Origin of the sequence: Brachyspira catarrhinii (assembly GCF_005518285.1) — a bacterium.
Lineage (GTDB): Bacteria > Spirochaetota > Brachyspiria > Brachyspirales > Brachyspiraceae > Brachyspira > Brachyspira catarrhinii.
This window is the reverse complement of record NZ_SJDU01000175.1, coordinates 1-4771: the sequence shown is the minus strand read 5'-3', so window position 1 is coordinate 4771 and position 4771 is coordinate 1. Positions and strand designations below refer to the sequence as shown.

The window sequence follows — 4771 nt, the reverse complement described above, 5'->3', positions numbered from 1 at the left end:
TAACTTCTCTTTATTCAATCTATATATAATATAACAAACTTATAAAAAAGTCAAGCAAAGAACTATATAATTTTTTATATAAAATTATATAATTCTTTATATTTATATCAAAATATCGGTTTATAAATTTAAAACTTTAAAAGTATTTCAAAATATGATATTATTAAAAAAATGAACCATGAATTCGTAAGGAACTAATCTGTATGGAAATAAGAGTTTTAAAATATTTTTTGGTGGCGGCGAGAGAAGGAAGCATAACGAAAGCGGCGAACAGTCTCGGTTTAACTCAACCGAATCTTTCAAGGCAAATAAATATGCTCGAAAGAGATATTGGGAAAAAACTTTTTAGTCGAAGCAATTATAAAATCAAATTGACGGGAGAAGGAATTTTATTAAAGAAGAGAGCGGAAGAAATAATCGATATGATAGAAAAAACGAGAGCGGAGTTCAAATCGAGCGACAAAATAATAGCGGGAGATATTAGAATAGGCGGAGGCGAAACTCATGCAATCGAACTTATTACAAAAATAATGCGAAATATTCAAAAAGATTATCCGAATATTCAATATCATCTCCATAGCGGAAATTCGGACGATGTTTCGGAAAAATTGGATAAAGGACTTTTGGACTTCGGAATACTTATAGAGCCAGCGGGAATACTGCAATACGATTATATTAAAATTCCAGCAAAAGACACTTGGGGAGTTTTAATGCGAAAAGATTCAAAACTTGCAAAAAAGAAATTTATAACGAAAAACGATTTGATTAAACTTCCGATAATATGCTCGAGACAGGCGATATATAACAGACCTTCCGACAATAAATTTTTGGAATGGTTTCAAAGCGATTTCGATAAATTAAATATTGTGGCGACTTACAACCTAATTTACAACGCTTCGATTATGGTAAAAAGCGGAATCGGATACGCGGTTTGCCTCGACAAATTAATCAACACGCATGGAAGTTCTCTTTGTTTCGTTCCGTTAAAACCAAAATTGGAATCGGAATTAAATATAGTTTGGAAAAAAGAGCAAATATTTTCTCCCGCAAGCGGAATATTTTTGGATATGCTCTATAAAAAATTTTCATTATGATAATTTAAGTTAATACTACATTTTGGGCTTGAATTTTTATTTTTTATAATATAATATTATATCTATGAAACTGCTTGGAAATTTATTTAATTTATTTAAAATTTTTATTATATTTTTCGTAATATTTTTATGCGTCTATTTATTTAGAGTAGTGGATATTAATACTTTGCTTAAAGATTTCAATATAAATTTAATCAAAAGGTTTATTCAAAATTATTTATTTTATGTTTTTGTAGTTTCGTCAATAATTTCAATAATTTTTGTCGGAACTTTAAATAAATTGAGAGGCTATCTTGAAACCGCTTTGACTATCGGGCTTTTGTCTCTTATTATAATTTCTTATCCAATTTATGTTTTGATTAGCAAACATGATATCGAATATTTAAAAAGCGAAAATACTTTTTTGAATATAAACGAAAAAACATTTACGAAAGTTGACGAATATATAATAAAAGCAAATAACAAATTATTGGACAACGGTTATAAAAACGGAATACTCATAGACACTTACGCGGGCAATAAAGTATATTTCGCCGATTATATTTATGTTTCAAACGAAGTAATAACTATGTTCGATGTAAAAGAAATTAACGGAACGACATTGGAAAATAAAAATTCGGTTGAAATAAAAAGAGATTCAATAATCGGTTATTTGTCCGACATTTCAAAGAATATAGTTTTCGGATTTAATTTGATTCCGTTTTTGAATTTATCGCTTAGATATTTTATAGCCGATAATCCGCAAATTTATGTGATAGCGATTTTATTCAGTCAATTTTTTATTATACTTTTTTCTCTTTATATGCTCGGTTCGGCGTTTTCTTCAAAAAAATATATATATCATAATATATTGAGCGGTTTTCTTATATATTGTATTTTGCAAATTATTTTTACGGTTGCAAACGGACTTATGAGCAATTTGAATTTTTGGAATATAACGGCTTTCATATATTTTATAGCGGTATTTACGATTATGCTTTCTTTTATTTTTAAGAGGACATTTAAATAGCGAATTGAACGGTTTGGAATAAAAAATAAAATGAGTAAAGTTATTAACGAATTTTGTCATATAGATTTGAAAAAAGAAACCGTTGTCACAATAGGGAAATTTGACGGCGTTCATAAAGGACATCAAAAACTTTTAAAATATACGGTTAATTACGCTAAAAAAAACAATCTTATTTCAATAGCGATTTTGATAAAAAAAAGAAATGTGTCGATTTATAATATTGAAGAAAACACAAATTTTATAAAAGAATTGGGAATTGACTATATAATAGTTATTGACTTTTTGCCAGAATTTTATACAATGGAGGCTAAAGAGTTCTTTAATAAATTGATTGAGTATTATCGGATGAAGCATATAGCCGTAGGTTTCGATTTTGCTTTTGGAAGAAACCGAGAAGGCAATAGAGAATTTTTGGATAAATATTCGAAAGAACGCGGAATCGGAGTGAGCGTAATTAAATTTCTTAATTATAAAAAAAATCGAATATCGAGTTCCTCTATAAGAGATTGTCTTTCAAACGGTAAAATAAAAGACGCCAATAAAATGCTCGGAAGAAAATATACGATAAGCGGAAAAATAGTTCATGGAAACGCTTTGGGAAGAAAGATTGGATATCCGACCGCGAATTTGGAAATTCCGAATAATATTTTCATTCCTAAAATGGGCGTTTATAGTTCGCTTGTAAAAATTGGAAACGGCGATAAACTTTATAAAGCGCTTACTTTTATTGGAATAAGCAATATTAATAAAGAGCTCAGAGTTGAAAGTCATATACTTGATTTTTCAAAAATGATATACGGGAAAAAATTAACCGTTATGCTTCTTAAATATGTAAGAGACAATATAAAAGTTAATTCTATAGAAGAAGTAAAATTACTATTAAAAAAGGACGAATACAAAGTCAGAGAATTTTTCAAAAAGGAGAAAAAATGTCTATAACGGCGGAAGAAAAATTAAAAATAATCAAAGAGTTTGGGAAAAACGAAAAAGATACGGGTTCTGCGGAAGTTCAAATTGCGCTTTTAACGAACCGAATAACCTATTTGAAAGGGCATTTTCAAACCCATACGAAAGATAATCATTCGAGGATGGGGCTTCTAAAAATGGTGGCTAAAAGAAGAAAACTTCTTAACTATTTAAGAAAAGTCGATATAGAAGCTTATAAAAATCTTATACAAAAATTGAAATTAAGAAAATAATTTTTAGTATCGTTTCAATATTAAAATTTTATTTAATCGTTTTGGTATTTGTTTGATTTGTTTTAATCGTATGAATGTTTAATTAAGGAGTAGACTATAATGATAACGGTAAAAAGTTCATTTTGCGGAGAAGAATTGATATTAGAAACGGGGCTTTTGGCAAAACAAGCTCATGGCTCGGTAACTTTAAGACTTGGAAATACCACAATATTGGCTACGGTTGTCGCGGCTAAAGAACCGAATTTGGAATCAGATTTTTTTCCTCTAACGGTAAATTATAACGAAAAATATTACGCTGGAGGAAAGATTCCTGGCGGATTTTTGAAAAGAGAAGGCAAACCGAGAGACAAAGAAATATTAATATCTCGAATAATAGATAGACCATTAAGACCATTGTTCCCAGAAGGTTTTAGAAACGAGGTTCAAGTAATTCCAACCGTTCTTTCAGTCGATTCGGATATGCCCGTTGATGCTTTAGCTTTGATAGCTTCGAGCGCGGCGCTTACTATTTCATGGATTCCTTTCGGCGGACCAGTCGCGGCGGTTAGAATAGGCTATATTAACGGAGAATATATTGTAAATCCTAAAAACAGCGAACTTCTAAAAAGCGATTTGGATATTATAGTCGCTGGAAGCAAGGACGCGATATTAATGATAGAAGGAGAAGCCCGCGAAGTTTCCGAAGAAGTTTTCATTGGCGCCATAGAACTTGCGCATAAAGAAATGCAAAAATATATTGATATTCAAAACGAAATGGCTAACCTTTGCGAAACTCAAAAGATAGAGCAGGAATTATTCGAATTCGATAAAGATTTGGTTGGCATGGTTAATGAATACGGAAGAGAAAAAATAACCGAAGCGAATTATAATCCCGATAAAACTAAAAGAAACGAAAGCATGGACAACGCTTTTAACGAAATAGAAGAATATATTAAAACAAAAACGGAAGATGAAAAATTAATCGCTCAAGTGAAAGGAATTTGTCATTCTATAGAAGAGGAAATCGTTAGAGAGGCTATAGTAGAAAAAGGAATGCGTCCAGACGGCAGAGCTTTGGATGAAATACGACCAATCGACACTATGATAAATTTAGTTCCGAGAGTTCATGGTTCTGGTTTATTCACTCGAGGGCAAACTCAATGTTTATCAATAGTGACTTTGGGAAGCGAGAAAGACTCTCAATTAATGGACGATATTTATGGAAAAGACAATAAAACTTTCATGCTTCATTATAATTTTCCTCCTTTTTCAGTCGGAGAGGTTGGACGATACGGAGCGCCGGGCAGAAGAGAGATAGGACATGGAAATTTAGCGGAACGTTCTTTTAACGCCGTTTTGCCTTCAAAAGATAAATTCCCGTATACGATAAGAGTTGTCGCCGAAATATTGGAAAGCAACGGCTCTTCTTCTATGGCTACAATCTGCGCGTCCACAATGTCGTTATTATCCGCTGGAGTTCCTCTCAATTC

The 4771-nt window shown here is 31.3% G+C and carries 5 protein-coding genes; all 5 read left to right on the top strand.

Annotated features, from left to right (window positions below; all coding sequences use genetic code 11):
• Positions 1-203 precede the first annotated feature (203 nt).
• Positions 204-1094, top strand: a complete 891-nt coding sequence (locus EZH24_RS07365; protein ID WP_137998475.1) for a LysR family transcriptional regulator — start codon at positions 204-206, stop codon at positions 1092-1094.
• A 151-nt stretch (positions 1095-1245) separates the two neighbouring features.
• Positions 1246-2103 (top strand): hypothetical protein, encoded by an 858-nt coding sequence (locus EZH24_RS07360; protein ID WP_137998474.1) that lies wholly within the window; start codon positions 1246-1248, stop codon positions 2101-2103.
• 30 nt (positions 2104-2133) lie between these two features.
• Positions 2134-3042: a bifunctional riboflavin kinase/FAD synthetase gene (locus tag EZH24_RS07355; RefSeq protein ID WP_137998473.1), complete on the top strand. Its 909-nt coding sequence runs from the start codon at positions 2134-2136 to the stop codon at positions 3040-3042.
• Positions 3033-3302, top strand: coding sequence for a 30S ribosomal protein S15 (rpsO, locus tag EZH24_RS07350; protein ID WP_137998472.1), 270 nt, complete (start codon positions 3033-3035; stop codon positions 3300-3302). The genes EZH24_RS07355 and rpsO overlap by 10 nt, the downstream gene beginning before the upstream one ends.
• Positions 3303-3401: 99 nt before the next feature.
• Positions 3402-4771, top strand: a 1370-nt coding sequence (locus EZH24_RS07345) for a polyribonucleotide nucleotidyltransferase (protein ID WP_137998471.1), incomplete at its 3' end; no start/stop codon positions are given.

Bases quoted from the DNA above. Each gene is read 5' to 3' on its own strand.
- rpsO (WP_137998472.1), top strand. From the start codon at position 3,033: ATGTCTATAACGGCGGAAGAAAAATTAAAAATAATCAAAGAGTTTGGG.
- EZH24_RS07365 (WP_137998475.1), top strand. From the start codon at position 204: ATGGAAATAAGAGTTTTAAAATATTTTTTGGTGGCGGCGAGAGAAGGA.
- EZH24_RS07355 (WP_137998473.1), top strand. From the start codon at position 2,134: ATGAGTAAAGTTATTAACGAATTTTGTCATATAGATTTGAAAAAAGAA.